The sequence below is a fragment of the Micromonospora sp. NPDC003816 genome, assembly GCF_042874705.1.
In the GTDB taxonomy this organism is placed as follows: domain Bacteria; phylum Actinomycetota; class Actinomycetes; order Mycobacteriales; family Micromonosporaceae; genus Micromonospora.
Window position 1 is genome coordinate 1,023,146 of sequence record NZ_JBIANP010000001.1, and the last position, 25,993, is coordinate 1,049,138.

25 protein-coding genes are annotated in these 25,993 nt (G+C 72.7%); 16 read left to right on the top strand and 9 right to left on the bottom strand.

The features are described from left to right. Nucleotides 1-125: 125 nt before the first annotated feature. The 3 genes from ACFYTT_RS04290 to ACFYTT_RS04300 all read left to right on the top strand — a co-directional run bounded on the left by ACFYTT_RS04290 (nt 126) and on the right by ACFYTT_RS04300 (nt 3,122). The gene (locus ACFYTT_RS04290; RefSeq protein WP_131052771.1) at nt 126-1,301 is read left to right on the top strand and encodes an acyl-CoA dehydrogenase family protein; all 1,176 of its coding nucleotides are present in this window, start codon (nt 126-128) and stop codon (nt 1,299-1,301) included. 17 nt (nt 1,302-1,318) lie between these two features. Next, the gene (locus ACFYTT_RS04295) at nt 1,319-2,500 is read left to right on the top strand and encodes a macrolide family glycosyltransferase (protein WP_387257691.1); all 1,182 of its coding nucleotides are present in this window, start codon (nt 1,319-1,321) and stop codon (nt 2,498-2,500) included. A 124-nt stretch (nt 2,501-2,624) separates the two neighbouring features. Continuing rightward, entirely contained in the window at nt 2,625-3,122 is a 498-nt protein-coding gene (locus ACFYTT_RS04300) for a GNAT family N-acetyltransferase (RefSeq protein WP_387257692.1), read from the top strand. Nucleotides 3,123-3,176: 54 nt separating this feature from the next. Here the strand turns inward: ACFYTT_RS04300 and ACFYTT_RS04305 are convergent, their stop codons facing one another. From ACFYTT_RS04305 to ACFYTT_RS04315, 3 genes are all read right to left on the bottom strand, one after another. Then, complete coding sequence (locus ACFYTT_RS04305) at nt 3,177-5,039, bottom strand: adenylyl cyclase (protein WP_387257694.1); 1,863 nt, start codon at nt 5,037-5,039, stop codon at nt 3,177-3,179. Nucleotides 5,040-5,299: 260 nt separating this feature from the next. Then, nucleotides 5,300-6,757 (bottom strand): PepSY-associated TM helix domain-containing protein, encoded by a 1,458-nt coding sequence (locus ACFYTT_RS04310; RefSeq protein WP_387257695.1) that lies wholly within the window; start codon nt 6,755-6,757, stop codon nt 5,300-5,302. A gap of 97 nt (nt 6,758-6,854) precedes the next feature. Then, nucleotides 6,855-7,853 carry a YafY family protein gene (locus ACFYTT_RS04315; protein ID WP_162520281.1) on the bottom strand — a complete coding sequence of 333 codons (999 nt, stop codon included), beginning with the start codon at nt 7,851-7,853 and terminating at the stop codon, nt 6,855-6,857. Between the two features lie 63 nt (nt 7,854-7,916). On the opposite strand from ACFYTT_RS04315, the gene ACFYTT_RS04320 reads away from it, so the two are divergent. Continuing rightward, nucleotides 7,917-9,098: an epoxide hydrolase family protein gene (locus ACFYTT_RS04320; RefSeq protein ID WP_131054904.1), complete on the top strand. Its 1,182-nt coding sequence runs from the start codon at nt 7,917-7,919 to the stop codon at nt 9,096-9,098. Nucleotides 9,099-9,101: 3 nt separating this feature from the next. Here the strand turns inward: ACFYTT_RS04320 and pobA are convergent, their stop codons facing one another. After that, the gene (pobA, locus tag ACFYTT_RS04325) at nt 9,102-10,271 is read right to left on the bottom strand and encodes a 4-hydroxybenzoate 3-monooxygenase (protein WP_387257698.1); all 1,170 of its coding nucleotides are present in this window, start codon (nt 10,269-10,271) and stop codon (nt 9,102-9,104) included. Nucleotides 10,272-10,591: 320 nt separating this feature from the next. On the opposite strand from pobA, the gene ACFYTT_RS04330 reads away from it, so the two are divergent. The 9 genes from ACFYTT_RS04330 (at nt 10,592) to ACFYTT_RS04370 (ending at nt 18,443) form a co-directional block, all read left to right on the top strand. Next, nucleotides 10,592-11,410 (top strand): CoA transferase subunit A, encoded by an 819-nt coding sequence (locus ACFYTT_RS04330; protein ID WP_387257701.1) that lies wholly within the window; start codon nt 10,592-10,594, stop codon nt 11,408-11,410. Then, nucleotides 11,407-12,174: a CoA-transferase subunit beta gene (locus ACFYTT_RS04335; protein WP_131054907.1), complete on the top strand. Its 768-nt coding sequence runs from the start codon at nt 11,407-11,409 to the stop codon at nt 12,172-12,174. Before ACFYTT_RS04330 ends, ACFYTT_RS04335 begins: the two co-directional genes overlap by 4 nt. A 50-nt stretch (nt 12,175-12,224) precedes the next feature. Then, nucleotides 12,225-12,968, top strand: a complete 744-nt coding sequence (gene pcaH, locus ACFYTT_RS04340) for a protocatechuate 3,4-dioxygenase subunit beta (protein ID WP_131054908.1) — start codon at nt 12,225-12,227, stop codon at nt 12,966-12,968. After that, a complete protein-coding gene (pcaG, locus tag ACFYTT_RS04345; protein WP_131054909.1) occupies nt 12,961-13,530 on the top strand; it encodes a protocatechuate 3,4-dioxygenase subunit alpha in 570 nt (189 codons plus the stop codon). Before pcaH ends, pcaG begins: the two co-directional genes overlap by 8 nt. Further along, on the top strand, nt 13,505-14,842 hold the full coding sequence (pcaB, locus tag ACFYTT_RS04350; RefSeq protein ID WP_357213746.1) for a 3-carboxy-cis,cis-muconate cycloisomerase: 1,338 nt from the start codon (nt 13,505-13,507) through the stop codon (nt 14,840-14,842). The genes pcaG and pcaB overlap by 26 nt, the downstream gene beginning before the upstream one ends. Next, nucleotides 14,839-15,621 (top strand): 3-oxoadipate enol-lactonase, encoded by a 783-nt coding sequence (gene pcaD / locus ACFYTT_RS04355; protein WP_357213743.1) that lies wholly within the window; start codon nt 14,839-14,841, stop codon nt 15,619-15,621. Before pcaB ends, pcaD begins: the two co-directional genes overlap by 4 nt. A 26-nt stretch (nt 15,622-15,647) precedes the next feature. Continuing rightward, nucleotides 15,648-15,998: a 4-carboxymuconolactone decarboxylase gene (gene pcaC / locus ACFYTT_RS04360; protein WP_131052821.1), complete on the top strand. Its 351-nt coding sequence runs from the start codon at nt 15,648-15,650 to the stop codon at nt 15,996-15,998. Continuing rightward, entirely contained in the window at nt 15,995-16,783 is a 789-nt protein-coding gene (locus tag ACFYTT_RS04365; RefSeq protein ID WP_176094050.1) for an IclR family transcriptional regulator, read from the top strand. Before pcaC ends, ACFYTT_RS04365 begins: the two co-directional genes overlap by 4 nt. Nucleotides 16,784-16,871: 88 nt before the next feature. Further along, a complete protein-coding gene (locus ACFYTT_RS04370) occupies nt 16,872-18,443 on the top strand; it encodes a Na+/H+ antiporter (RefSeq protein WP_217706020.1) in 1,572 nt (523 codons plus the stop codon). 120 nt (nt 18,444-18,563) lie between these two features. Here the strand turns inward: ACFYTT_RS04370 and ACFYTT_RS04375 are convergent, their stop codons facing one another. Continuing rightward, entirely contained in the window at nt 18,564-19,799 is a 1,236-nt protein-coding gene (locus ACFYTT_RS04375; RefSeq protein WP_131052817.1) for a CdaR family transcriptional regulator, read from the bottom strand. Between the two features lie 84 nt (nt 19,800-19,883). On the opposite strand from ACFYTT_RS04375, the gene ACFYTT_RS04380 reads away from it, so the two are divergent. Together ACFYTT_RS04380 and ACFYTT_RS04385 are read left to right on the top strand one after the other, a co-directional pair. Next, on the top strand, nt 19,884-20,975 hold the full coding sequence (locus tag ACFYTT_RS04380) for a ferredoxin reductase (RefSeq protein ID WP_131052816.1): 1,092 nt from the start codon (nt 19,884-19,886) through the stop codon (nt 20,973-20,975). 17 nt (nt 20,976-20,992) lie between these two features. Next, entirely contained in the window at nt 20,993-22,144 is a 1,152-nt protein-coding gene (locus tag ACFYTT_RS04385; protein ID WP_131052815.1) for an acyl-CoA desaturase, read from the top strand. A 24-nt stretch (nt 22,145-22,168) separates the two neighbouring features. Here the strand turns inward: ACFYTT_RS04385 and ACFYTT_RS04390 are convergent, their stop codons facing one another. Both ACFYTT_RS04390 and ACFYTT_RS04395 read right to left on the bottom strand, forming a co-directional pair. Beyond that, nucleotides 22,169-22,345 carry a hypothetical protein gene (locus ACFYTT_RS04390; RefSeq protein ID WP_162854349.1) on the bottom strand — a complete coding sequence of 59 codons (177 nt, stop codon included), beginning with the start codon at nt 22,343-22,345 and terminating at the stop codon, nt 22,169-22,171. Nucleotides 22,346-22,417: 72 nt separating this feature from the next. Beyond that, nucleotides 22,418-23,161 (bottom strand): spermidine synthase, encoded by a 744-nt coding sequence (locus tag ACFYTT_RS04395; RefSeq protein ID WP_131052814.1) that lies wholly within the window; start codon nt 23,159-23,161, stop codon nt 22,418-22,420. Between the two features lie 104 nt (nt 23,162-23,265). On the opposite strand from ACFYTT_RS04395, the gene eccB reads away from it, so the two are divergent. Next, on the top strand, nt 23,266-24,642 hold the full coding sequence (gene eccB, locus ACFYTT_RS04400) for a type VII secretion protein EccB (RefSeq protein WP_387257703.1): 1,377 nt from the start codon (nt 23,266-23,268) through the stop codon (nt 24,640-24,642). A 78-nt stretch (nt 24,643-24,720) separates the two neighbouring features. Here the strand turns inward: eccB and ACFYTT_RS04405 are convergent, their stop codons facing one another. Further along, a complete protein-coding gene (locus ACFYTT_RS04405) occupies nt 24,721-25,326 on the bottom strand; it encodes a class I SAM-dependent methyltransferase (protein ID WP_387257705.1) in 606 nt (201 codons plus the stop codon). Nucleotides 25,327-25,349: 23 nt separating this feature from the next. Next, nucleotides 25,350-25,952 carry a class I SAM-dependent methyltransferase gene (locus ACFYTT_RS04410; protein WP_387257706.1) on the bottom strand — a complete coding sequence of 201 codons (603 nt, stop codon included), beginning with the start codon at nt 25,950-25,952 and terminating at the stop codon, nt 25,350-25,352. Nucleotides 25,953-25,993: the final 41 nt, after the last annotated feature.

Consider the following 25,993-nt stretch of genomic DNA (forward strand, 5'->3'; position numbering starts at 1 on the left):
TTCCTCCTCGGGTGGGTGCTCTGTGGCGGAACTCTGCCACACTGCAGGTCTGGACAGCCGAAAACTTGCAGCGCTAGTTTAAACGCGGAGACGTCACCAGCCCAACCGAAAGGACGGGTGAGCACATGGACTTCGGACTGTCCGACGAGGAACGGGCCATCCGCGACACCGCCCGCGACTTCATCGCCCGCGAGGTCATGCCGCTGGAACAGGAGTTGCTGCGCCGGGAACGGGCCCACCAGCCCGGCCTGGAACGCGCCGAGCTGCGCGAGTTGCAGCTCAAGGCGCGTGCCTTCGGCTTCTGGGGCCTGGCCACCCCGCAGCGGTACGGCGGCATGGAACTGCCCGCCGTCGTCCAGTCGCTGATCTGGACCGAGATCGGCCGTACGTTCGTGCCGTTCCGGTTCGGCGGCGAGGCCGACAACATCCTCTTCCACGCCACCGACGAGCAGCAGAAGGAGTTCCTGCTGCCCACCATCGAGGGGGAGCGGCTCTCCTGCTTCGCCATCACCGAACCGGGCGCCGGCTCGGACGCGGCCAACATCCGGTTCAGCGCCCGCCGCGACGGTGACGACTGGATCCTCAACGGCGAGAAGACCTTCATCACCGGCGGCAACGAGGCCGACTTCGCCATCGTCATCGCCGTCACCGATCCCGAGCGGGGCGCCCGCAACGGCGGGGCGACCGCGTTCCTGGTGGACCGGGCGATGGGCTGGCGGTCGGAGTTCATCCCGACGATGGGCGAGGGCGGGCCGGCGTCGCTGGTCTTCGACGACGTACGCGTGCCGCACCGCAACATCCTCGGCGAGATCGGCCAGGGCTTCGCCCTCGGCATGGAGTGGATCGGCAAGGGGCGGTACACCATCCCCTCGCACGCCGTCGGCATCGCCGAACGGGCGCTGCGGATGGCGATCGAGCATGCCAACACGCGCGAGACCTTCGGCAAGAAGATCGGCACCAACCAGGCCATCCAGTGGATGATCGCCGACTCGGAGACCGAGCTGGAGGCGGCCCGGTGGCTGATCCTGCGTGCCGCCTGGACGGTCGACGCGGGCCTGGACCCGCGACACGCCTCCTCGATGGCGAAGCTCTACGGCGCCGGCATGGTCAACCGGGTGGTGGACCGGGTGCTCCAGATCCACGGCGGCATGGGCTACACCCGGGAGCTGCCGATCGAACGCTGGTACCGGCAGGTGCGGCTCTATCGCATCTTCGAGGGCACCGACGAGATGCAGCGGCTGATCATCGCCCGCGACCTGCTGCGGGGGTACACGAAAATCGGCGGGCATCTGGCCGGGTAGTCGTCAGAATCGTCGTCATGTCCGCTCGCCACATCGCCATGATCGGCAGCACCGCGCCGAGTCACGTCTATCCCTCGCTGGCCCTGATCCGCGAACTCGTGGACCGGGGCCACCGCGTCACGTACGCGATCGGCGCACCGTTGACCGACCTGGTCGCGTCGACCGGTGCGGAGCCGCTCGCCCACCCGACGATCCTGCCGCTGGGCGACACGGCCTGGCCGGAGGACCCGGGTGCGGCGATGCGGATCTTCCTCGACGAGGCCGTGGCGGTGCTGCCCCGGCTGACCGCCCGCTACGACGAGGACCGGCCGGACCTCGTGCTGTACGACATCGGCGGGCTGGCGGGACCGCTGCTCGGCACCAGGTACGGCGTACCGGCCGTGCAACTGTCGCCCGCGATGGTCGCCTGGGACGGCTACGACGAGGACATGGCGGAGTTCTTCACCGCCCTGCGTGCCTCGGAGTCCGGGCGCGACTACTACGCCACGCTGGACCGGTGGCTTGCCGAGAACGGCGTCCACCAGGACGGGCACGTGTTCCTGAGCCGTCCGCCGCACGTCCTCGCCCTGATCCCCGAGGCGATGCAGCCGCACGCCGACCGGGTGTCGCGCCAGCGCGTACGGTTCGTCGGCCCGTGCCTCGACCCCGCCCGGCTCGACGAACCGGGCTGGACGCCACCGGCCGACGGACTGCCGGTGCTGCTGGTCTCCTTCGGCACCGCGTACAACGACCAGATGCCGGTCTACCGCGCGTGCCTGAGCGGGTTCGCCGACTTCCGCTGGCACGTGGTGCTCGCGGTCGGCGACAAGGTGGACCCGGCCGAGCTGGGTCCACTGCCGGCCAACGTCGAGGTGCACCGCCGGGTGCCGCAGGTGATGGTGCTGGGGCACGCCTCGGCGTTCGTCACCCACGCCGGGATGGGCGGCTGCACCGAGGCGCTCTGGTGCGGCGTACCCACGGTGGCGATCCCACAGGCGGTGGACCAGTTCGCCAACGCCGACCGGCTGGTGGCGGCCGGGGTCGGCCGGCTGCTGCCGGCGGACGAGGTCACCGCGCAGACCCTGCGGACGGCCGTCGACGCGGTCGCCGACGACCCGGAGCTGCGGCGACGGCTGGACACGCTCCGGTCCGAGGTGCGGGCGAACGGCGGGGTACGGCACGCGGCGGAGGCGGTGGAGAGCTTCCTGGCCGACCGCTGACACCGTGGCGCGCGTCTCATCGTGGCGCGCGTGTGATGTGGCGGTGCGGGCTTCATCGTGGCGGTGTGGCTGTTGCCGGGTCGGCGTGTCGGGCAGCCACACCGCCACGATGGGAGAGGGCTCGATGGGTGACGTGGTGCTTCGGGTGATGCGGGGTGGGGACGCCGAGCGGGTGTTGGCGATCTATCAGGCCGGGTTGGACGGCGGGCAGGCCAGTTTCGAGACCGTCGCGCCGACCTGGGCCGCCTTCGACGCCGGTCGGCTGCCGGCGCACCGGCTGGTCGCGGTGGACGCCGACGGCGCGCTGCTCGGCTGGATCGCGGTGTCGCCGACCTCGACCCGGGCGGTGTACGCCGGGGTGGTGGAGCACTCCGTCTACGTGGATCCGGCAGCCCAGGGTCGTGGCGTGGCCGGGCTGCTGCTGGACGGGTTGATCGCCTCGACCGAGGCGGCCGGTGTCTGGACCATCCAGTCCGGCGTCTTCCCGGAGAACGTCGCCAGTCTGGCGCTGCACCGGCGGGCCGGCTTCCGCGTCGTCGGCACCCGGGAACGGGTGGGCCGGCACCACGGCCGCTGGCGCGACGTCGTCCTCCTGGAACGCCGCAGCCCGGTCGTGATGTAAGGAGGGGTCCCCTGCTATGCACCAGGCGTTAGCAGGGGACCCCTCCTTTCACTCCTACGGGTACTGGCGCAGGTAGACGGGTGCGCCGACCCGGTCCATGTCGGCGGCCTCGCCCACCCCGTTGACCACGTGGTCGATGGTGCCGGCGCTCAGGTTCACCGTCATGATGTGGTGCAGCCGGACACCGGGCCGCACCGGCACCTCGAATCCGTTCTCGGTACGGATCGACGGGTTGTTCTGGTTGAACACGTACACGCCGCCGCCGTACAGGGTGTGGTGCCGCACCCGGTCGGCGACCTTGTAACCGGCCCACCCGTTGACCGTGCCGTTCATCCAGTCCGCCTGCGTGGGCGGGTCGTACGGCAGCTCGTTCTGGTAGAGGACCGTGGTGCCGTGCTCGCCGTTCCAGACGGTGTTGTACCGCTGGAAGTGCTCCACGAACAGGCCGGTGGCGGTGACGTGGTCGCCGTTGATGACCGCGCCGTACCGTCCGGTGTTGGTCCGCCAGCGGTCGGTGTCGCCGTTGACCCCCTCGGTGAAGCCCTCCACACCGTGGTCGCCGCGCCACACCCAGGTGTGGTCGATCAGGACATGGTCGCTGTTGACCTCCAGCGCGGTGTCGGTCTTGCCGATGTGCGGTCCGCCGATCCGGAAGTACACGTCGGAGAGCGTCGTCGGGTTCTTCGGCGTGCTGTGGTCGCGGCCGTGCTTGCGGCCGACCCGCAGCAGCACCGGCGACTCGGTGAGGCCGGCGTCGATGGTGACTCCGGCGACCACCACGCCGGGCACCCCGGCGACGTCGAGCGGTACGGCTCCCTTGACGGCGGTGAGCGTGGCGTGTCCGATGCCGAGCACGACGGTGTCGGGCCGGCGCACCTCGATGCTGCGGGCCACGTCGTACACGCCCGGGGTGAGCAGCAGGTGCCTGCCTCGGGCGAGCTGCGAGTTGATCGTCTGCACCGAGTCGGACGGCTTGGCGACGAAGAAGTCACCGATCGGGATGGTGCGTCCCGGCGTCAGCCCGTTCGCCCAGGTGACACCCCGGGTGTCCCGGCGGGCGGCGGGCACCCGGACCTGGTACTTGCCCTTGGCGTCGACGAACAGGTACGGCTTCTCCCGGCTGACCGGTGTGGTGTCCAGGGTGGTGTACGGCGGGTCGGGGAACCCGTCGTCGTCGGGGGCGCCCACCACTCCGGCGAAGACCTGGTTCCACACCCCGTTGGACCAGCTCTCGACCTCGCTGTTGCGGGTCAGCCACTGCTGCTGGGAGCCGTTGGTGGTGGCCGGCAGCCGGGAGTCGGCGATGAAGCCGCCGCTGGCGTACTGCGGCCCGTTGGTGCAGTAGTCCATCAGCGAGAGCCCGCCGCCGCTGATGTCCAGTCGGCGCATCGACACCGCCTGGGAGACCGCCCAGAAGTTGGCCGAGGCACGGCAGTCGTCCTGACCGGCGGCGTTGACGCGCAGCGACAGGTTGGACAGCGTGCGCCAGAAGTTGACCAGCGCGATGCAGTTGCCGGTGCCCCCCTCGGTCAGGCACCGGTTGTACGCCTCGATCTTGCCGTTGATGACCACGTCGGTGGGGGATGCGCCGAGCCCGGAGATCTCGGTGTAGTAGCCGACCTTGATCTGGAGCGGCTGCGCGGCCGTGCCGTAGCTGCCCGGCCGGAACAGGTACGCGTGCCGGGTGGTGCCCATCTCGTTGTCGACCTGCGCGGCGTGGGCCGCGTCGAGGGTGGCCTGGATCCGGCTGACCGGCATGCTCGGGTCGAAGATCGTGACGTTCGGCCCGAAGTTCGGGGTGACCGGGCGGGGCGGTCCCGCACCGGCCGGGGTGGTGGTGGAGACGGCGGCGGTGGTCAGCACGAGGCCGAAGGCCAGCGCGCGACCGAGCCGCCGGCGGTGTGGTCGAGTCGGCATGCGTTCGTCCTTCCCGTCGGGACGGCGTGATCTCCGGCCCGACGACGCGGTGGACCCCGTTGCGTGAGAGCGCTCTCTCGCTGGGGCGGACTTGTATCACGGTGTGAAGAAATCGGGGTCGAGATGTTTCTACCCCGTAACCGCGCCACGCGCCATGGTCGGGACGCATCGATTTCCGTGGGGGTCCACCACGTGGGCCCGGCAGAGAGCCGACGGTGCCGTCCCGGCCGGATCACGACACCCGGCCGGGACGGCACGCCTCACCGGGTGGCGGGCGTCGCGGTCCGGCCGCGCCGCCGGGCGGCCAGCCCCAGGGCGGCGTCGACGACCAGGAAGCCGAGCAGCGGGACGCCGAACCACGGCAGCGCCCAGCCCAGCGCGACCGTCACCGGTGCGCCGACCAGCAGCACCCACGGCGGCAGCCCGCGCAGACCGCCACGGGCGGGTGGCGCCCCGGCGTACGCCCGTCGGTCGGTGCGGGTGGGGCGGCGCTGCCACCACATCCGGTAGCCCCAGACGATGACGCAGAGCAGGCCGACGGCGAGCGCGGCGAGCAGGACCTGGTTGACCACCCCGAAGAGCAGACCCATGTGCGCCTGTACGCCGAGCGCGCTCACCTGGGCCAGCAACGGCCAGTCGGCGAAGTCCAGGCGGGCGGTCACCGTGCCGTCGGCCGGGTCGACGGCCACCTGGTCCCGGCCCACCGGCCAGGTGTTGTCGGTCTGGGCGACCGCCCACGCGCTGCCCGGCTCGCCCGGGGTGATCTCGATCGGCCCGTCCAGACCGGCGGTGCGGGCGGCGGCCTCCACCCGGTCGAAGGCGGCCGGGTCGGCGGCCCCCGCGGGTGCCCCGCCGTGGTCGTGTGCGCCGCCGGAGTCGGCCGGTACGCCGGACAGGCCGGTCGACAGCGCGGGCCGGCCGGCGTCCATGGCGTCCAGGCCGGCGGCGAAGTTCCCCCCGGCGAACCGGGACCAGGTCAGCCCGGTGGCGGAGAGCACGAGCAGACCCACCGCGAGCCAGACGCCGGTGGTGGCGTGCCAGCTCCGGGTACGCCGGACCCCCTTGCCGGCGGAGACGTCCGGCACCAGCAGGTGCCTCACCCGAGCGCGTCCGCCGCGCCGACGCCACCACAGGGCGATCCCGCCCAGCGCCAGCACCCACAGCCAGCTCGCGGCGATCTCGGAGTAGTGCCGTCCCAGGTCGCCGAGGTGCAGGTGGCGGTGCAGGTCGTCCAGCCAGGTGGTGGCGGGCGTGGAGCCGAACCAGGTGGTCAACTGTCCGCGTACCTCGGCGGTGTACGGGTCGACGTAGACGGTGTGCTGCTTGTCGCCCAGCTCGGGCAGCGCGAACACCACCCGGGTGGTGTGCTCGCCGGTGCCGGGGGAGACGCCGAACAGGCTGCCCTCGGGATGGAACGCCCGCGCGGCGGTGATCTGCTCGGCCAGCGGCCTCGGCTCACCGACGGAGGCGATGGTCAGCTCGTCGGCGTAGAGGATCCGGTCCAGTTGCGGGGTGACGGTGTACGCCAGGCCGGTCAGGGCGGCGACGACCAGGAAGGGCGCGACCAGGACGCCCGCATAGAAGTGCAGGCGGACCAGGAGTGCGGCCAGCGGCGAGGGGCGGCGTGGTGCGCGGGCGGGCGACGGTTCGGCGGCGGGCCGTTCCGGGCCGGGCGTGGAGTCCGGTGTGGAGGCACCGGAGACTTCGGTCAGAGACATGACTTTTCCGATCGGACTAGAAGGTCTTTCCGCGGACGCGCCCGTGCCCTTCGGGTCGCTGTTGCTGCCGTCGCCCGGTCGCCCGCCGCTCTGCCCTCTAGTCGGCCGCCGGGCCGTCGCAGTTCCCGCCACTCTCGCCGTCCCCGCCCGAGACGCCCCGGTGGCAGCGCTCGCCCAGGTCGCGCAGCGCCGTCACCAGCTCGGGCGGGCCGGGCACGGTGAAGTCGACGCCGAGGACCGCGATCATCCAGGCCAGGTCTGCGGCCGTCGCCGCGCCGAGGTGCAGCAGGCAGCGGTGGTCGTCGACCGCCTCCACCGCACCCATGCCCGGCCAGACCCGCTCGGCCACCACGGCGGCGGGCGCGTGCATCGTGACGGTGGTCCGGACCGGGTACGGGCCGGTCGACAGCGTCCGTGCCAGGTAGGCGCTCGCGTCCGGGTCGGGCAGCTCACGGGCGACGAACCGGGGCCCGGTGGGCGTACGCGGACGTAGCCGGTCGACCCGGAACGAGCGCCAGTCCTCGCGGTCGACGTCCCAGGCGACGAGGTACCAGTACCGGCCCCAGCTCACCAGCGCGTGCGGCTCGACGGTGCGCCGCGACCGGTCGCCGTGATGGCTGGTGTAGTCGAACCGCAGCCCCTCCCGACGGTGACACGCGTCGGAGACTGCCACCAGCACGTCCGGGGAGACCGTCGGGCCGGGACTCTCGGCGCGTACCGTGGCGCGGTGCAGCCCGCTGACCCGGTGCCGCAACCGGGACGGCAGCACCTGCTCCACCTTGTGCAGGGCGCGCAGGGCGGTCTCGCCGATGCCGCTGACCGCACTGGCGGTGGCGGTCCGCAGCCCGATCGTCACGGCCACCGCCTCGTCGTCGTCGAGCAGCAGCGGTGGCAGCGCCGCGCCGGCACCGAGCCGATAGCCGCCGGTGCCCTGGGTGGCGTGCACCGGGTAGCCCAGCTCGCGGAGTCGGTCGACGTCCCGGCGCACGGTCCGCGCGGTGACCCCGAGCCGCGCCGCCAGTTCCGCGCCGGACCACTGACGGTACGTCTGCAACAGCGACAGCAACCGGAGCAGGCGTGCGGAGGGCGTCGACATGTGATCGAGGATGCCACCGGCTTAGGACCGGAACTGACCTAACCGGCTCCTAGCGTCGACCGCATGACCGACGACATCGTCCCGTTCCACCTGGACGTCCCGCAGTCCCAGCTCGACGACCTGCACGCCCGGCTGGCCACCACCCGCTGGCCCGCGCTGCCCGACGTCGGCTGGACCCGGGGCGTACCGGTGGACCAGCTCCGGGACCTGGCCGAGTACTGGCGTACCCGCTACGACTGGCGCGGCCACGAGGCGGAGCTGAACACCCTCCCGCACCACCGCACCGAGATCGACGGGCAACCGCTGCACTTCCTCCACGTACGCTCGCCAGAGCCGGACGCGCTCCCGTTGCTCCTGCTGCACGGCTGGCCGGGCTCGTTCCTGGAGTTCCTGGACACCGTCGGGCCGCTGACCGACCCCCGCGCGCACGGCGGCGACCCGGCGGAAGCCTTCCACCTGGTGATCCCGTCGCTACCCGGATTCGGCTTCTCCGCACCGCTGTCCGGGCCCGGCTGGGGCAGCGAACGGATGGCCGGCGCGCTGGTCGAGCTGATGCGCCGGCTCGGTTACGCCCGCTACGGCGTGCAGGGCGGCGACACCGGCTCGTACGTCGCCCCGGCGATCGGTCGGCAGGCGCCGGAGCGGGTGGTCGGAGTGCACGTCAACGCGCTGCTCACCTTCCCGTCCGGGGTCGAGGGCGAACTCGACGGACTCACCGACGTCGAGCAGGCCAGGCTGGACGCGTTGACCGCCTACAACGACGGGTACCTCCAGATCCAGGCGAAGTCACCGCACACGCTCGCCTACGGGCTGCACGACTCGCCGGTGGGCCAGCTCGCCTGGATCGTCGAGATGTTCCACCGGCTGACCGACCTGCCCGCCGACGGGAACCTCGACGACGTGGTCGACCGGGACCGACTGCTGACCAACGTCACCCTGTACTGGCTGACCGGCACGGCCGGCTCCGCAGCCCAGGTCTACTACGAGGACATCACCGCCGCCACCTGGTCCGACGAGGCGTGCGGCGACGACGCGGCGGGCGACTGGGGCGTGGGGGAGCCGTCCACCGTGCCGACCGGGGTGCTGGTGTCCCGGTCCCGTGACGTCACCGTGCGGCGGCTCGCCGAACGCGACCACCACGTGGTGCACTGGGCCGAGTACGACACCGGCGGGCACTTCTTCGCCCTGGAGCAGCCGCAGGTCTTCGTCGCCGACTTGCGCACCTTCTTCGGCGCCCTGCGGTAGGGCTCAGACCTGCGGCAGGCCCACGTAGTTCTCCGCCAGGCTGGTCGCGTACGCGTCGGAGGTGGTCACGTACCGCAGGGTCGCCGACTGGATCTTCGCCTCGTACGGGTCGTCCGCGTCGAGCCGGTGCAGCATCGAGGTCATCCACCAGGAGAACTGCTGGGCCCGCCACACCCGCCGCAGCGCGGTGGCCGAGTACCCGTCGAGCAGGTCGGTGCTCCCGTCGGCGTACCAGGCGGCGAAGGCGTCGCCGAGCAGCGCGACGTCGGCCAGCGCCAGGTTCATGCCCTTCGCGCCGGTGGGCGGCACGATGTGTACGGCGTCACCGGCCAGGAAGAGTCTCTGCCAGCGCATCGGCTCCACCACCAGGCTGCGCAACGGCGTGATCGACTTCTCCAGGACCGGTCCCTCGTTGAGGCGCCACCCGGGCACGGTCTCCAGCCGGGTCCGCAGCTCGGCCCAGATCCGTTCGTCCGGCCAGTCGGCGATGTCCGAGTCGGCGGGCACCTGGAGATAGAGCCGGGAGATCTCCGGCGAGCGCAGGCTGTACAGCGCGAAACCCCGCTCGTGGTGGGCGTAGATCAGTTCGTCCACCGCGGGCGGGGCGGCGGCCAGCACCCCCAGCCAGGCGAACGGGTACGTCCGCTCGTACGTGTGCAGCACCCCGTCGGGCACGGCCGCGCGACTGATCCCGTGGAAGCCGTCGCAGCCCACCACGAAGTCGCAGTGCAGTTCCGCCTCGACGCCCCCGTGCCGGTAGTGCACCACCGGCGCGGAGTCCAGGCCGGACAGGCGTACCGCCTCGGCCTCGAAGAGGATCGTCGCGTCGGCGGCGAGCCGGGCGGCGATCAGGTCCTTGACCACCTCCTGCTGCCCGTACACGGTGATCGCCCGGCCGGTCAGCTCGGTCATCGGCACCCGGTGCGACTCGCCGTCGAAGCGCAGCTCGATGCCCTCGTGCCGCATCCCCTCCCGGTCCAGCCGCGCCCCCAGGCCGGTCCGGCGCAACAGGTCGACCGAGCCCTGTTCGAGCACTCCCGCGCGGACCCGGTGCTCCACGTACTCCCGGCTGCGGCTCTCCAGCACCACCGAGTCGATGCCGTGCCGGTGCAGCAGGTGCGACAGCATGAGACCGGCCGGTCCCGCCCCGACGATGCCGACCTGGGTACGCATCCGTGCCTCCTCGACCTGTCTGGCGTGCCGTGCGCGTCCGCGCGACGGCCGGGCGTCACGGCGTTCCGGAGGACACCCCGTCCCGTCGCGGGGGAGGGGTCACCGGCTGTTCGCAAGCCGAACGTCCGTTCTCATCAGGAACGTTGGCACGCGGGTCGGGGCCGAGTCAACGGGCGTGCCGCACCATTTCCCGGCCGCGCCGCGCCGCCGGTCGGGTGCGTTGACGAGGTCGACGGCGGACCGCTACGTTCGAGATAAGTACGCGCGTCCGTATGCCGAACAGGCTGACGGGCCGCGGAGAGCGGGAGGCGGAGAGGCCCATGGCGAAGCTCGTCTCGCTGGCCGACGGCGTCGCGGACCTGGTCCGCGACGGTGACACGGTGGCGCTGGAAGGATTCACCCACCTGATCCCGTTCGCCGCCGGCCACGAGATCATCCGGCAGGGGCGGCGTGACCTGACCCTGGTCCGGATGACCCCGGACGTCATCTACGACCAGCTCATCGGCGCCGGCTGCGCCCGACGGCTGATCTTCTCCTGGGGCGGCAACCCCGGCGTCGGCTCGCTGCACCGCTTCCGCGACGCGGTGCAGAACTCCTGGCCGGTCCCGCTGGAACTGGAGGAGCACAGCCACGCCGGGATGGCCAACCGGTACGTCGCCGGGGCCTCCGGGCTGCCGTTCGCGGTGATGCGCGGCTACACCGGCACCGACCTGCCCCGGCACACCGACAACATCCGCACCGTGGACTGCCCGTTCACCGGCGAGACGCTCACCGCCGTGCCCGCCCTGCGCCCCGACGTGACCGTGGTGCACGCCCAGCGCGCCGACCGCGCCGGCAACGTGCAGATGTGGGGCATCACCGGCGTGCAGAAGGAGGCGGTGCTCGCCGCCGACCGGTCGCTGGTCACCGTGGAGGAGATCGTCGACGAGCTGACCCCGGTGCCGGGGCAGGTGGTGCTGCCCGGCTGGGTCGTGGACGCGGTGGCCCGGGTGCCCGGCGGCGCCCACCCCTCCTACACCCAGGACTACTCGGTCCGCGACAACGACTTCTACCGCGCCTGGGACGCGGTCAGCCGGGACCGCGACACCTTCCAGGAGTGGATCGAGCGGCACGTACGCGACGTGGAGGTGCCGGCATGACCGACGGGTACACCGCCGACGAGATGATGACGGTCGCCGCCGCCCGGCAACTGCGCGACGGCACCGCCTGCTTCGTCGGCATCGGGCTGCCCAGCACCGCGGCGAACCTGGCCCGGGCGACCCACGCCCCCGATCTGGTGCTCGTCTACGAGTCGGGCTGCCTCGGCGCCAAGCCCGACCGGCTCCCGCTGTCCATCGGCGACGGCGTGCTCGCCGACACCGCCGACGCGGTGGTCTCGGTGCCCGAGGTCTTCAACTACTGGTTGCAGCCCGGCCGCATCGACGTCGGGTTCCTCGGCGCCGCGCAGCTCGACCGGTACGGCAACATCAACACCACCGTCATCGGCGGCGACTACCGCGACCCCGCCGTGCGACTGCCCGGCGCCGGGGGCGCACCGGAGATCGCCGCCTCCTGCCGGGAGGTGGTGGTCGTGGTGCGGCAGAGCCGCCGGACGTTCACCGACCGCGTCGACTTCGTCACCTCCGTCGGCTACGGCGACGGGCCCGGCGCCCGGGCCCGTCTGGGCCTGCGTGGCGGCGGCCCGAAGACCGTCATCACCGACCTCGGTGTGCTCGAAGCCGACCCGGCCACCTGCGAACTCACCCTGACCCGACTGCACCCGGGGGTCACCGTGGCACAGGCGAGGGCGGCCACCGGCTGGCCCCTCGCCGTCGCCGACGACCTGGCCACCGGCACGCCGCCCAGCGCCACCGAACTCACCGCGCTGCGCGCTCTCGAGGCGACCGTCCGGTCGACCCGGTGAGCGGGCGGCCCCGGCGGGGACCCGCCGACACCGAGGGGAGAACCCACGCCATGACCCGAGACAGCGGCGCCCGGCTGGTGCTGCCGAGCTACCGACGTGACGACGTCGAGGCCCATCCGCCCCTGCTCAGCCCCGGTTACCGCTCCACGGTGGCCCGTGCCCCCGCCCAGCCCCTGGTCCACCTGCCGCAGCGACTCACCGAGATCACCGGCCCGCTGCTCGGTGACGGACGCATCGGCGACCTCGACCACGACCTGACCCGCCAGCACGACGGCGAACCGCAGGGGCAGCGGATCATCGTGCACGGCCGGGTACGCGACGGCGACGGGCGCGCCGTGCCGCACACCCTGGTGGAGATCTGGCAGGCCAACGCCGCCGGTCGCTACCGGCACGCCGCCGACACCTGGCCGGCCCCGATCGACCCGCACTTCACCGGCGTCGGGCGGGCCCGCACCGACGCCGACGGGCGCTACGAGTTCGTCACCGTGCTGCCCGGCGCGTACCCGTGGCGCAACCACGACAACGCCTGGCGACCCGCGCACATCCACTTCTCGCTGTTCGGGCGCGCCTTCACCCAGCGCCTGGTGACCCAGATGTATTTTCCCGGCGACCCGCTGTTCTTCCAGGACCCGATCTTCAACTCGGTCCGCGACCCGCAGGCCCGGGAGCGCATGGTCGCCCGGTACGACCACGACGCGACGCGACCCGAGTGGGCGCTGGCGTACGCGTTCGACATCGTGCTGCGCGGCCGGGAGGCCACCCCCTTCGAGGACGAGGACGACCACGATGACTGAACGTCTCGGTGTCACGCCCGCCCAGACCGTCGGGCCGTACCTGCACATCGGCCTGCGCTGGGCGGACGGGGCGTACGTGGTGCCCGAGGGCACGCCGGAGGCGTTCTGGATCCGGGGCCGCATCGTCGACGGCACCGGCGCCCCGGTGCCCGACGCCCTGGTGGAGAGCTGGCAGGCCGACCCGGACGGTCGCTTCGACCACCCCGACGACCCGCGCGGCGCCCGGCCGCCGTCGGTCGCCGGCTTCCGTGGCTTCGGCCGCGCCGAGACCGACCCGCAGGGGGAGTACGCGCTGCTCACCGTCAAGCCGGGACCGCTGCCCGCTCCGGAGGGCGGGACCGAGGCACCGCACCTGACCGTCTCCGTCCTCGGGCGCGGGCTGCTGCACCGCCTGGTCACCCGGATCTACTTCCCCGGCGAGCCGACCAACGCCACCGACCCGGTGCTGCGTACCGTCGACCCCGACCGTCGGGACACGCTGCTGGCCCGCCCGGCCCCGGACGGCTACCGGTTCGACATCCGTCTGCAGGGGGAGCATGAGACCGTCTTCTTCGCCCTCTGACACCCTGCTGCGGGGCCTGTCCGGCACACCGGACGTCGATGCCGAGCTCGGCGACACCGCCCTGCTGCGGGCGCTGCTGGACGTGGAGGCCGCGCTGGTCCGGGCCGCCGCCGACGCCGGACTGGTGCCCGCCCCGGCCGCCGAGGCGATCGCCGCCGGGTGCCGCGCCGACGCGTACGATCCGGTGGTCCTGGGCGCGGCGGCGGAGGACGCCGGCAATCCGGTCGTACCGCTGGTGCGGGAACTGACCGCCGCCGTCGCCGAGTCGGCCCGCCCCTGGGTGCACTACGGCGCCACCAGCCAGGACGTGCTCGACAGCGCGCTGGCGCTGGTGCTCTCGCGGGCGCTGACGCCGCTGCTGCGGCACCTCGACGCGGCCGTCGACGCCGTCGCCGGTCTCGCCCGTGCCCACCGGGACACCCCGATGATCGGGCGGACCCTGGGCCAGCAGGCCGCGCCCACCACCTTCGGGCTCAAGGCAGCCGGTTGGCTGCTCGGCCTCGTCGAGGCGCGCCGCCGCGTACTCCAGGTGCGCGACAGCCTGCCCGCGCAGCTCGGCGGCGCGGTCGGCACGCTCGCCGGGTACGGTCCGGCCGGCCCGGCGGTGGTCGAGCGCTTCGCCGCCCGGCTGGGCCTGGCGGCGGCTCCGCTGCCCTGGCACACCCGCCGGCAACCCGTCCTCGACCTGGCCGCCGCGCTCGGTGGGCTGCTCGCCGCCGCCGGCAAGGTCGCGCTCGACGTCGGTCTGCTCGCCCAGACCGAGGTCGGCGAGGTGTCCGAGGGCGGTGCGGGACGCGGCGGCTCCTCGGCGATGCCGCACAAGCGCAACCCGGTCGACTCGATCCTGGTCGGCGCCGCCGCCCGACGGGGTCCCGGGCTGGTCGGCACCCTGTTCGCCGCTGCCGGGCAGGAACACGAGCGCGCCGCCGGTGGCTGGCACGCCGAGTGGGAGCCGCTGCTGGACCTGGTGCACCTTGCCGGCGGGGCCGCCGCCCGGACCGCCCGGATGCTGACCCACCTTCGGGTGGACCCGCAACGGATGCGGGCCAACCTGGACGCCACCGGCGGCCTGCCGATGGCCGAGGCGGTCGCCGCCCGACTCGCCCCGGCGCTGGGCCGCGCCGCCGCCCACGACCTGGTCCGCCGGGCCACCACCGGCCCACGTTTCCGGGACGCCCTGCTCGCCGACGCACAGGTGCGGGCCCACCTGTCCGAGGCCGACCTCGACGCCGCCCTGGACCCGCGCGCCTGGCTCGGGTCCGCCGGCCACCTGGTCGACCGGGCGCTCGCATACGGGAGGTCCGGCTCGTGACCGACGTGCTGCACGCCACCGTGGACGGTCCGCCGGACGCGCCGGTGCTGGTGCTGGGCAGCTCGCTGGGGACCACCGGCGCCATGTGGCAGCCGCAGGTGGCGGCGCTCGCCACCCGGTTCCGGGTGCTCCGGTACGACCATCTCGGTCACGGCGCCTCACCCGCGCCCCCCGGGCCGTACACGATCGACCTGCTGGGCCGGAAGGTGCTCGGGCTGCTCGACGACCTGGACGTCGAGCGGGTCCACTACGCGGGGCTCTCCCTCGGCGGCATGGTCGGCATGTGGCTGGCCGCGTACGCGCCCGAGCGCATCGACCGCCTGGCCCTGCTCTGCACCTCGGCGGCGCTCGGCCCGGCCGACGGATGGCGGGCCCGCGCCGCGACCGTCCGCGCCGGTCTGCTGCACACGGTCACCGACGCGATCGTGTCCCGCTGGTTCACCCCCGCGTTCGCCGCCGCGCACCCCGACACCGTCGCCGCCTACCAGGACATGCTGGCCCTCACCCCGCCCGCCGGGTACGCCGCCTGCTGCGAGGCGATCGCCGCCATGGATCTGCGTCCCGCCCTCGCGTCGGTACGCGCCCCCACGCTCGTGGTCGCCGCCGCCGACGACCCGGCGACCCCGCCCGCGCACGCCGCCGACATCGCCGCGCGGATCGACGGTGCCCGGCTGGTCGTGCTGGCCGACGCCGCCCACCTGGCCAACGTCGAACGACCCGAGGCCGTCACCCGCCTGCTGACGAGCCACCTCGACCCGGAAGGCAGGGCGACGCCGTGACCGACGCGCAACGACACGAGGCCGGGATGGCGGTACGCCGGCAGGTGCTCGGCGACGCCCACGTGGACCGGGCGGTCGCCGACACCGACGAGTTCACCGCCGACTTCCAGGACCTGATCACCCGGTACGCGTGGGGTGAGATCTGGACCCGGGACGGGCTGGACCGGCGTACCCGCAGTTGCATCACCCTCGCCGTCCTCGCCACCCAGCACCACGACGCGGAACTGGCGATGCACGTACGCGCCGCGCTGCGCAACGGCCTGACCCCGCAGGAGGTCGGTGAGGTCCTGTTGCAGGTGGCCGTCTACGCTGGCGTACCGGCGGCGAACCGGGCGTTCAAGGTGGCCCAGGAGACCCTGCGGCAGGAGGCCCAGTGACCGACGCGGCGACCACGCGATCCGGCGAGTTCGTCCAGTCGCTGGAACGCGGTCTCGCCGTGATCAGGGCGTTCGACGCGGAGCACCCGCAACTCACCCTCAGCGAGGTCGCCCGCGCCACCGGGCTGACCCGCGCCGCCGCCCGACGGTTCCTGCTCACCCTGGTCGAGTTGGGCTACGTGCACACCGACGGGCGGTTGTTCTCGCTGCGCCCACGCATCCTGGACCTCGGCTACGCGTACCTCTCCGGCCTGGGTCTGCCGGAGGTGGCCCGGCCGCACATGGCGGCCCTGGTCGCGCAGGTCCACGAGTCGTGCTCCGCCTCGGTCCTCGACGGCGACGAGGTGGTCTACGTGGCCCGGGTGCCCGCCAAACGGATCATGACGGTGGGGATCAGCGTCGGCACCCGCTTCCCCGCGTACGCCACCTCGATGGGCCGGGTGCTGCTCGCCGCACAGCCCGCGCAGTGGCTGGACGACTACCTCGCCACCGCGACGCTGCGCCCGCTCACCCGTCGCACCGTCACCGACCCGGCCAAGCTGCGCACCATCCTCACCAGGATCGCCGCCCAGGGGTACGCCCTGGTCGACCAGGAACTTGAGGAGGGGCTGCGGTCGCTGGCCGCCCCGGTACGCGCCGACGACGGCACCGTGATCGCGGCGGTCAACGTCTCCGCCCACGCCAGCCGCGGCACGTTCGACGCGATCCGCAGGGAACTGCTGCCGCCGCTGCTCGCCGCCGCCCGGCGCATCGAGGAGGACCTGGCCGGGGGAGCACTCCGCTAGGCAGGCTCCCTCGTCTGCGGGTCGGCTGAATCCGCCCGGAACGCCCGGTCGGCGTACCACCATGTGGTGGACGACGAACGGGGGCGACGTGAGCGAGCTGTTGCTGATCATCACGTTGGGCGTCACCGTGCTGGTCGGCACCACCCTCGGCGGTCGCTACCGGGTCGCGCCACCGGTCCTGCTCATCTGCATGGGCGCGCTGCTGGCGCTGCTACCGCCGTTGTCGCACGTCATCCTGCCCCCCGAGGTGGTGCTGCTGCTGTTCCTGCCGGCCATCCTCTACCGGGAGAGCCTGACCACCAGCCTGCGCGAGGTCCGGGCGAACATCGTGGTGATCACGCTGCTGGCGGTCGGGCTGGTCGGCGTCACGATGGTGGTGGTGTCGCTGGTCGTGCAGCGCTTCGGCGTCGACCCGGCGGTGGCCTGGGTGCTCGGCGCGGTGCTCGCCCCGACCGACGCCGCGGCCGTCGCCGGGCTGGCCAAGCGGATGCCCCGGCGGCTGCTCACCACGCTGCACACCGAGAGCCTGATCAACGACGGCACCGCCCTGGTGCTGTTCGCCGTGGCGCTCGGGCTGCTCGGTGGCGGTGCCGCGCCGACCGTCTTCGAACTCGTCGAGCGGGTCGGCCTGTCGTTCCTCGGTGGCATCGCCGCCGGTCTGCTGGTCGGCACCGTGGTGATCCTCATCCGCAAGCGCCTGGACGACCCGTTGCGGGAGGGCGCGATCAGCGTGCTCACCCCGTTCGCCGCGTTCTTCCTCGCCGACGTCGTGCACGAGAGCGGCGTACTCGCGGTGGTGGTCTCCGGGTTGATGCTGACCGCGGCCAGTCCCCGCGTGGTCCGGGCCCGGTCGCGGGTGCTGGCGCTGTCGTTCTGGGACCTGACCACCTTCCTCATCAACGGTGGACTCTTCGTGCTGGTCGGCATGCAGATTCCCCGGGCGGTACGCAGCGTCACCAGCGTGTCGCTGCTGCGTGCGCTCGCCATCGCGGTGGTGGTGGCCGTGGTGCTGGTGGCGGTGCGGATGCTCTGGCTGCACCTCACCGCGATCGTCGCCCGGCTGGTGGACCGACGTGCGGTCGCGGTCAGCCGTCGGGTGAACTGGCGGGTCCGTACCGTCGCCGGGTGGGCCGGGTTCCGGGGCGCGGTCTCGCTGGCGGCGGCGCTCGCCGTGCCGCTCAGCATCGACGGGGACCGGGTCCCGGAACGGGACCTGATCATCTTCTGCGTGGCGGCGGTGATCCTGCTGACCATGTTGGTGCAGGGCACCACGCTGCCGTTCCTGCTGACCTGGGCGGGGCTCACCGGTGACCCGGAACGCGAGGACGAGAGCCGGCAGGCGCGGGTCCGCGCCACCCAGGTCACCCTCGACGCGCTGCCGGACATCGCCGAGCGGATCGGTGCCGACGCGGACATTCTGCGGCGGATCCAGGACGAGTACTCCGGGCACCTGGACGCGGCCCAGGCCGAGCCGGAGGACGACACGGCTGCCGTCCAGGAGGCGGAGCGTCAGCTACGGCTGGCCGCGCTGGACCACAAGCGCCGTGAGATCACCCGGATGCGCGACTCCCGGGAGATCGACGACGTGGTGCTGCGCGAGTTGCAGGCGCACCTGGACGTCGAGGAGATCCGCCTGCTCGGGCCGCGCACGCTCGAATGACCGCGCGCTCAGTGCAAGGAAGGGTCCCCTGCTAACGCCTGGTGCATAGCAGGGGACCCTTCCTAACACATCACCACGACACACATCACCACGACCGCGCCGCGAGGGTCGGTGCGTCGCTCAGGGGGTCGCGGCGGGCGGGACGGGTGCCGGCAGCGCCAGTGCCACGGTGAGGTCCAGCAGGCAGTGCGGGTCGGTGAGCCGCTCGCCGTAGAGCTGGCGGAGCTGACCCATCCGGTACCGGACGGTCTGCGGGTGGACGAAGAGGTCGGCGGCGACGTCGTCGCGTCGCCCCTGGTGCAGCAGCCAGGAGCGCAGTGTCTCGGCGAGCCGCTCGGCACTGGCCGGGGGCAGCGCGGCCAGTGGTTGCAGCACCCGGGCACGCAGGTCGGCCAGAGCCTCCGGGTCGGCGCTGAGCAGCAGTTCGGCCAGATGGTGCTCGGTGTCCACCGGCTCCCCGTCGTCGGGCGGCGCGATGCCCAGGGCGTTGAGCCGCAGCACCCGCTCGTAGGACGAACTGGCCCGGGCCCACGAGCGGGCCGGGCCCAGCACGGCGCGTCGGCCCTGCAACACCCGGGCGAGCTGCCGTCGCCGGTCGCCGTGCATGTCCGGTACGAGCAGCACGGCGGTCTCCGCGCCCGACTCCCCGGCGGGCAGTTCCTCGTTGCTCTCCAGGGTGTGCTCGTCGAGCAGGGCCAGTGCGCCGCGCAGCTTCGTCTGCGGCAGCAGCACGACGGTCAGCGTCTGCGGCAGCGGCCAGTCGGCCCGCTCCGCGCTGCGCACCAGCACGTCCTCCGGCTCGCCGAGGAGCAACTGCTGGGTGAGACGTTCCAGGTTCCGCCGCCGGGCCCGCCCGACGCTGGCCAGCTCGTCGGCGTGCCCGGCCACGCTGGCCGCGGAGAGTTCGTCGATGTAGGCGAACATCAGCTCGGCGAACTCGGCGACCGCAGCGGCGGGTGACCCGATCGCCACCGTGGTGGCGGCCAGTTCCCGCCAGGAGACCCGGGCGCCGATCCGGTACGCGGCCAGCAGCGCGTCCACGCTGCGACCCGACCGGGCCTCGCCGCTGCCCAGCGCGTACGCGGCCTCCAGCGCCGGGACCAGCGGTGTGCTGGGATCGCCGCCGTGGGACCGTTCGAGCAGTTGCAGGAAGGTGCCCAACGCGATCTGCACCGCGTTCTCGATCTTGTCCCGCATCTGTCCGGTCAGGGTGCCGGAGTAACTGGGCACCTCCGCCGTGATCGCGGTGACGGTCCGTTCGGCGACCAGCGGCAGGCGCTCGCGCAGCTCACGGGCTACCCGCTGGTCCAACTCGATGCGAGCCGCCCGGTGGCTGGTGCCGGAACTTTCCGCCACGTTGTTCTCCCCGCACAAAACGGATGGGTCGCTTTACCTTCGCCGGCCAAGATTTTATGCCCAGCACACGGCGACCATCGTTCTATGACCGCCACCGTTCCGCGACCCGGCGCCAAGGTATCCCTTCGACGCCGTCTGTGGCGACTCGCCGAGTCGGTGACCACACCGGTACTGCCCGGGGACTACCTCGACCTGGTCGCCCCGCTGCGGGCCAGCGCCGACCTGCGCGGGCGGATCGTCGAGGTGCGCCCTGAGACGGCGGACGCGGCGACCGTGCTGATCCAGCCGGGCCGCAGCTGGCGTGGCCACGTCCCCGGCCAGTACGTGCGCCTCGGCGTCGACGTGGACGGCGTACGCCAGTGGCGGGCCTATTCGGTGACCTCGGCACCCGGCCGCCGCACCGACCCGATCTCGGTGACCGTCAAGGCGATCCCCGACGGCGTGGTCAGCAACCACCTGGTGCGGCGGGCGCGCCCCGGCACGCTGGTGCAGCTCGACCAGGCACGCGGCGACTTCGTGCTGCCCTCGCCGGCGCCGGAGCGGGTGCTGTTCCTCACCGCAGGTAGCGGCATCACCCCGGTCGCCGGGATGCTGCGCTCGGGCGCGCTGGACGGCAGCGACGTGGTGCTCGTCCACTCGGCGCCGACCGCCGACGACGTGGTCTTCGGCCCGGAACTGCGTGCCCTCGCCGCACGCGGCGCCCTGCGGCTGGTGGAGCGCCACACCTCCGTCGAGGGCCTGCTGGACGTCGCCGAACTCGACACGCTCGTCCCCGACCACCTGGAGCGCCGGACCTGGGCGTGCGGCCCGCTCGGTCTGCTCGACGCGGCCGAGGCACACTGGGAGGCCCGTGGGCAGGTCGAGCGCCTGCACACCGAACGCTTCCGACCCACGATCATCACCGCCGGTGACGGCGGCACGGTCACCTTCACCAACTCGTCGGTGACGGTGGCGGCCGACGGCACCACCCCGCTGCTCGACGCCGGTGAGAACGCCGGCGTGCTGATGCCCTCCGGCTGCCGGATGGGCATCTGCTTCGGCTGCGTGCTGCCTCTTCGCCAGGGCGCTGTCCGCGACCTGCGCAACGGACAGCTCACCACCGCCCTGCCGGGCGACGGCGTACGCGTGCAGACCTGCGTGTCGGCCGCGGCCGGGCCCTGCGAACTCGAGATCTGAATCGGAGAACCGCCGCCGTGACCGTGATCCAGAAGAAGGCCAACAACCCGATCGCGCACCTCACCGCCGAGGACATCGAGAACCTCGGCCGGGAGCTCGACGCCCTGCGGGAGCGGGTGATCAACTCCCGGGGTGAGCGGGACGCCGCGTACATCCGCAAGGTCATCTCGACGCAGCGCAAGCTGGAGGTCGGCAGCCGGGTGGTGCTGCTGTTCTCGCTGTTCCCGCCGGCCTGGATCATCGGCACCGCGGGTCTGTCGGTGGCCAAGATCCTGGAGAACATGGAGATCGGGCACAACGTCCTGCACGGTCAGTGGGACTGGATGCGCGACCCGAAGATCCACTCGACGAGCTGGGAGTGGGACCACGCCACCCCCGCCTCGCAGTGGAAGGAATCGCACAACGAGCTGCACCACCGCTACACGAACGTGGTCGGCAAGGACAACGACCTCGGGTACGGCATCATGCGGGTGGACGAGGACCAGCCCTGGCACCCGGCCTACCTGGGCCAGCCGGTCTACAACTTCGTCAACGCCTGCTTCTTCGAGTACGGCGTCGCCGCGTACGACCTCGACCTGGCCAACAACCTCAAGGACGGCAAGCACAAGAGCCCGGAGTTCCGGGCCCGGCTCCGCGCGGTCGGCCGCAAGATCCGCCGCCAGGCGCTCAAGGACTACGTGGTCCATCCGCTGCTGTCCGGCCCGTCGTTCTTCCACACCATGGCCGCGACCTTCACCGCCAACCTGGTCCGCAACGTGTGGAGCCACTCGGTGATCATGTGCGGGCACTTCCCGAAGGGCGTGGAGACCTTCGAGAAGACCTCGATCGAGGGGGAGACCCGGGGCGAGTGGTACCTGCGGCAGATGCTCGGCTCGGGCAACATCAGCGGTAGCAAGCTGATGCACATCATGACCGGCAACCTGTCGTTCCAGATCGAGCACCACCTCTTCCCCGACCTGCCCAGCAACCGCTACCAGGAGATCGCCCCCGAGGTGCGGGCGCTCTTCGACAAGTACGGCCTGAAGTACGTCACCGGCTCCCTGCCGCGACAGGTGCTCTCCGCGTGGGGCAAGGTCTTCCGCCTCGCCCTGCCGAACCGCCGCCGCCGCACCGAGACGACCTCGGACGACCGACCGGCGACGCCCGCGCTGGCCGCCGCCGGCGTCTGACACCGCCGACTTCCGAGCCGCCGGTCAACGGCGGCTCGGATAGTTCTGGGCCGACCGTCGCCCCTTGACGAAAGCCAGCACGATCACCGCGACGAGCGCGATGACACCGATGATGAGCAGCCAACGGACCGCTTCGAGAAGCAGCCCGAGCAGGACGAGCACACCGGCCACCACGCCGACCACCCAGAGCAGGGCACGCATCTCCACCTCCTGGACAGGTCGCCCGGACGATCCGGGCGGCCTGCCTGGTCAGCTACCCCGTCCGGCCCGGCCTCATGCCTGCCCGACCAGGTCGGGGCCGGTCGTGGTCTGCGCCACATAGACCGTGTTGGCCGATTCGCCGCCGGTCAGCGGGTTCGCGAAGCGCACCACGTGGCTGTGGTGGGTCGGGAAGACCTCGGCGAGCACCCGCTCGAACCCCGGCTCGGGCGGGTCGTCCGACCAGAGCGCGAACACCCCGCCCGGCCGCAGCAACCGCGCCAGGCGACCCAGCCCCGCCGGAGTGTAGAAGTCGGCGTGGCTCGGGTGCAGCACATGCTGGGGGGAGTGGTCGACGTCCAGGATGATGGCGTCGAAACGACGCCCCGGCGCGTCGGGGTCGAGGCCCTCCCCGCCGGCCACCCGGGCGAAGAAGTCGGCCCGGGCCAACCGGGTACGCGGATCGGTGGCCAGCCCGGCGGCGAACGGCAACAACTCGCGCCGGTGCCAGTCGATGACGTCCTCGAGCGCCTCCACCACCAGCAACGCGCCCACCCGTTCGTCGGCCAGCACGGTCCGCGCCGTGTACCCGAGCCCGAGACCGCCGACCGCCACGTCCAGACCGGTCCCGGCGAGCGGCGCCAGCCCCAACCGGGCCAGCTCGACCTCACCGGCGGTGAAGAGGCTCGACATCAGGAACTCGTCGTCGAGTTTGACCTCGTAGACGTCGAGGTCGAGACGGAGGTCCCGGCGTCGGCGCAGGCTGATCTCACCGATCGGGGTCGGACGCCAGGCCAGTTCCTCGAAACGTACGCTCACCGGCCGGATGCTACGCGGTTGCCGACGGGTGGTGACGCACGGTCCACGCGACATCGACACGCCGCATATCCTGTGCGCCGACCGTCTCGCGCGGAGGAGATCGCATGCCGTCGCGGCAGGACCAGCTCCACTCGTACCAGTTCACCCTCCAGCGGGTGGTGGCGGCGCTGGTGATGCGCGAGACCGACCCGGTGCAGTCACCGATGCGTCGGCTCGCCGGTGCCGCGCTGGCCAGCGTCCTGGTGGCGGTCGTCGGGTTGGGGGCGTTCGCCCTCTACGGCCTGTTCACCGGGGGTGGCGCGACGTGGCGGGACACCGCCGCCGTCATCGTCGAGAAGGAGTCCGGTGCCCGGTTCGTCTACCGCGAACAACGCCTGCACCCGGTGCGCAACTACGCGTCGGCGCTGCTCATCGTCGGTGCGGAGCAGCCGAGAACCGTGGTGGTGTCACGCCGCTCGCTCGACGGGGTGCCGCGTGGCGTACCGCTGGGCATCGGCGACGCACCCGACTCGCTACCGGACACCCGGCGGCTCACCACCGCGCCGTGGACGGTCTGCTCGTCGGTGGCGACCCCGGCCGGAACCGAGCGGCCCCGCTCGGTGCTCATGATCGGCGCCTCGGCCGACGGCGGTCGGCCGCTCGGCGCGTACGCCCTGCTGCTGCGCGCCCCCGACGGCGCGCTGCACCTGCTCTGGCAGCAGCGACGGCACCTGGTCCGGGACACCGACCGGGTGCTGGCCGCGTTGGCGGTCACCCGGGCGCGGGCCGTTCCGGTGGCTGCGGCCCTGCTCAACGCCGTCCCGGCCGGGACGGACCTGAAGCCGCTGGAGATACCCGGCCTCGGTGACCGCTCCGTCGGCGTCGCCGGTGCGCGGGTCGGCGACGCGCTGGTGGTGCGCAACCCCGGTGGCGGACGGCAGTACGCGGTGGTGCTCCGCGACGGTCTGGCCGGCATCACCGAGTTGCAGGCCGCGCTGCTGCTGGCCCGGACCGGCCAGCGCGAGCCGGACCAGGTCAGCCTCGGTCGCTTCGCCGCCCTGCCGCACCTCGACGACCTCGCCCCGAACGGAGCCGGCGCGCCACCCGAACTGCCGCCGCCGCTGGCCACCGAGGACGCGTCGACGCTCTGCGCGCGGGTCGGCGACGACACCGGCCCGGTCGACGTACGCCTGGGCGTGGCCCTGCCGGAGCCGGCCGCCGCCCCGCACCGACCGACCGGTCAGGTGGCCGAGCAGGTGGTGGTGGAGCCGGGACGTGGCGCGGTGGTCGAGTCCGTCGCCGCACCCGGTGCCACCGGCGGGGCGGTCTCGCTGGTCACCGACCTCGGACGGCGGTACGTCCTGGCCGACGCCGCCGTACCGGCCATGCTCGGCTACGGCGACGTGCGACCGGTCCGGTTGCCTGCGGGCGTGGTCGACCTGGTCCCCGCCGGAGCCTCCCTGGACCCCGAGACGGCCCGCCAGGCCGCCACCCCCGACTGAGCCCGGTCCGGTGCAAGGAAGGGCCCCCTACTAACGCCTGGTGTATAGGAAGGGTCCCCTCCTTACACCTCAGGGCAGTTATGGGGTGGGGCGGCGCAGGATGGTGACGGCGAAGTCGGCGTCGTCCCGCCACGGACGCAGGTCCCAGGTCGCGAAGCGGTGCTCCAGGCGTAGCCCGGCGGCGACCACGTCGGCGTCGAAGTCGGGCAGCGGATAGCCCCGGTCGGTGCCGAATCCGATCGCCGCCACCCCGTCCGGGCGCAGGTGCGCGGCGACGCGCCGCAGCACGTCGACCTCGGTGCCGGCCGCCACGAAGGCCATCACGTTGCCGGCCAGGACGGCCGCGTCGAAGGGCTCGGGTTCGCCGGCCGCCGCGAGGTCCAGCTCGGTCAGGTCGGCGATCAGCCAGCGTGGTCCCGGATGGTCGGCGCGGGCCGCCTCGACCAGGACCGGATCGGCGTCCACGCCGACCACGGTGTGCCCCCGGGCGGCCAGCTCGGCACCGACCCGGCCGGTGCCGCAGCCGGCGTCGAGGATCCGGGAGCCCGGCGGCACCAGCGCGTCCAACAGCCGCGCCTCCCCGGCCAGGTCGATCCCGTCGGCCGCCATGCGGCGGAACCGGTCGACGTACCACTGGGAGTGCTCGGGGCCGGTGTCGGTGGCCCACCGGGTCGGGTTGCCCATGGGCCCACCGTAACCGGCGGGCCTCAGGGCAGCCGGGCGACGGTCACGAACTCGTTGTACGTGAACGCCCGCCCGGCGATGCGGGGGAACGGGAAGGAGTACTGCCGTAGCACGGTCAGCCCGAGTTCGCGGCAGGCCTCGGCCGCCTCGGCGAAGCCGACGAACCGGACGTGCGACGCGTCGCTGTCGTACCCGCGCTCCTGCGGGGTGATGAAGACCGCCCGGCCGCCGGAACGGACGAACGGCAGGTACGACGCGACCACCTCGCGGGCCTGCTCGGCCGGCATGTGTTCGAGCAGGTGCGCGGCGAGCATGGAGTCGAACGCGTCCGGGCGGGCGTGCGCGCTGCCGAAGAACTCATCGGTGGTGTACGCCTCCAGCCCGAGCGAGCGGGTGTGCGCCACCGAGGTCGGGTTGTGGTCGACGCCGACCGCGCCGGCGCCCAGGTTGACCAGGTTGCGGCCCAACCCGGACCCGACATCGAGGGTACGGCCGAGGCCGAGCCGTCGCAGGTTCCACCGGTACGGCGCCTGCACGTCCAGGAGTCTCTTCCACCGGGCGCCACTGAGCTGCTGCAACCGGTGTGTGTAGTCCTCGCCCTCGGTTCCCGTCGGACCCTGGTGCATCGATGGGCTCCTTCGCGTCGATCGTTCGCGCGCCCCCGTGC